1 rRNA gene is annotated in these 2,242 nt (G+C 47.9%); it reads left to right on the top strand.

The features are described 5' to 3' along the window. A 23S ribosomal RNA gene (locus BLU80_RS19320) occupies positions 1–2,171 on the top strand; the annotation flags it as partial. Positions 2,172–2,242 lie beyond the last annotated feature (71 nt).

Raw genomic sequence — 2,242 nt, 5'->3', positions numbered from 1 at the left:
AATAACGGAGCCGTAGCGAAAGCGAGTCCGAATAGGGCGTATAGTCAGTGGGGGTAGACGCGAAACTTTGTGATCTATCCATGGGCAGGTTGAAGTTTTGGTAACACAAAATGGAGGACCGAACCCGTTGACGTTGAAAAGTCTTGGGATGACCTGTGGATAGGGGTGAAAGGCCAATCAAACTGAGAGATAGCTCGTTCTCCCCGAAATGTTTTTAGGAACAGCCTCGGATAATAGAAGTGTGTTAGAGGTAGAGCTACTGATTGGGCTAGGGGGCTTCATCGCCTACCAAACCCTGACAAACTCCGAATGCTAACACATATCTCCGGGAGTGAGGCTACGGGCGCTAAGGTCCGTGGCCGAGAGGGAAATAACCCAGATTAGCGACTAAGGTCCCCAATCCACGTCTAAGTTGAATAAACGCGGTGGGACTTCTATAACAGCCAGGATGTTTGCTCGGAAGCAGCAATTCATTTAAAGAGTGCGTAACAGCTCACTGGTCGAGAGGTCCTGCACGGAAAATAATCGGGCATCAAGACGTGAACCGAAGTCCTAAAATTGCACTTTGAGTGTATATTGGTAGGGGAGCATTGAAAACAGCGTAGAAGGCGACGGGCGACCGTTGTTGGAGTGTTTTCAAAAGAAAATGTAGGCATAAGTAACGATAATTAAAGTGAAAAACTTTAACGCCGAAAGTCTAAGGGTTCCTGATCAACGTTAATCGGATCAGGGTTAGTCTGGTCCTTAGGAGAACCCGAGAGGGGTATCTGATGGAAAGAAGGTTAATATTCCTTCACCTGCATATCAATAAAAGTGACGGATCACCGTGGCATGTGCGTCCTGACGGAATAGGGCGCTGAGCAGAACCTTCGGGGGAAGCGAACGTGTAAAAGTGGTTCCAAGAAAAGCGAGATATGCAGCCAGTACCGCAAACCGACACAGGTAGACGGGATGAGTATTCTAAGGCGCTCGGGTGAGCCGTGGAGAAGGAACTAGGCAAATTAATGCTGTAACTTCGGGATAAAGCATACCATAGCGATATGGTCTCAGTAAATAGGTTCAACCAACTGTTTAACAAAAACATAGGGCCCTGCAAAATCGAAAGATGACGTATAGAGCCTGATACCTGCCCGGTGCTGGAAGGTTAAGGAAGGATGTTAGCTGCAAAGCGAAGCTTCTGACTGAAGCCCCAGTAAACGGCGGCCGTAACTATAACGGTCCTAAGGTAGCGAAATTCCTTGTCGGGTAAGTTCCGACCTGCACGAATGGTCTAATGAGTTGAACACTGTCTCCTCCACGAGCCCGGTGAAATTGTAGTATCGGTGAAGATGCCGGTTACCCGCCACGGGACGAAAAGACCCCGTGAACCTTCACTACAACTTTGCATTGATTTTGAGCAACCGATGTGTAGGATAGTTGGGAGACTATGAAGCATGCACGCCAGTGTGTGTGGAGTCAACGTTGAAATACCAACCTTCTGTTGCTTAGAACCTAATCCTGAATAAGGAGACATTGCATGGTGGGTAGTTTGACTGGGGTGGTCGCCTCCTAAAAAGTAACGGAGGCTTGCAAAGGTACCCTCAGTACGGTTGGTAATCGTACAAAGAGCGCATTAGTATAAGGGTGCTTGACTGTGAGGCAGACACGCCGAGCAGGGACGAAAGTCGGCTAAAGTGATCCGGTGGTTCTGTATGGAAGGGCCATCGCTCAAAGGATAAAAGGTACTCCGGGGATAACAGGCTGATCTTACCCAAGAGCTCATATCGACGGTAAGGTTTGGCACCTCGATGTCGGTTCGTCACATCCTGGGGCTGGAGAAGGTCCCAAGGGTTGGGCTGTTCGCCCATTAAAGTGGCACGTGAACTGGGTTCAGAACGTCGCAAGACAGTTCGGTCTCTATCTGTGGTGGGCGCTAGTAAATTGCGAGGACATGACCTTAGTACGAGAGGACCGGGTCGTATGTACCGCTGGTGAATCAGTTATGCCGCCAGGTGTAGTGCTGAGTAGCTACGTACAGCTAGGATAAACGCTGAAAGCATCTAAGCGTGAAACCTTCCTCAAGATGAGTTTACTTTTAAGGGTCGTCAGAGACGATGACGTTGATAGGCTATAGATGTAAAGGTGGTAACATCAAAGTCGAGTAGTACTAATTGCCCGTAAGCTTTATTTTTTAAATCTATATTTACTTCTGAAATGGTAGGTATAGTTGCTCTTATGAGCTTTTCCAATATGACCTTATTTA

Origin of the sequence: Arachidicoccus rhizosphaerae, from assembly GCF_900107765.1 — a bacterium.
Lineage (GTDB): Bacteria > Bacteroidota > Bacteroidia > Chitinophagales > Chitinophagaceae > Arachidicoccus > Arachidicoccus rhizosphaerae.
Note: the sequence above shows the minus strand (reverse complement) of the source record. Positions and strands in the feature narration are given on the sequence as shown.